The sequence below is a fragment of the Pseudoalteromonas sp. GW168-MNA-CIBAN-0100 genome, from assembly GCF_040309225.1.
Taxonomy (GTDB): domain Bacteria; phylum Pseudomonadota; class Gammaproteobacteria; order Enterobacterales; family Alteromonadaceae; genus Pseudoalteromonas; species Pseudoalteromonas arctica.
In genome coordinates this window covers 1-233 of record NZ_JBEOOL010001152.1, presented here as the reverse complement: position 1 = coordinate 233, position 233 = coordinate 1, and the positions used below count along the sequence as shown (strand labels likewise).

Below are 233 nucleotides of genomic sequence, written 5' to 3'. Positions count from 1 at the left end.
ATCGTGCTTGAAAAAAACACAGTCAACAAACTCGCGGGTATGCGGTTTTAGTACCATAAATAGCTGATCGTCTGCCTGTAATAACGTAGAGCCGCGCGGGGCAATAATATTATTATTACGACTGATCATTGCCATTACTGTGCTATCGGGTAGTGCTAATTGCGATAAACGACGGCCAACAGCGCGTGACATTTTGCCTATGGTGTATTCAACAATATCGGCGTCAACATCGC

The 233-nt window shown here is 44.6% G+C and carries 1 protein-coding gene; it reads right to left on the bottom strand.

From position 1 onward, the window contains the following. A partial coding sequence (locus AAEY62_RS24995; RefSeq protein WP_350637197.1) for a TrkA C-terminal domain-containing protein occupies positions 1-233 on the bottom strand: 233 nt, incomplete at both ends.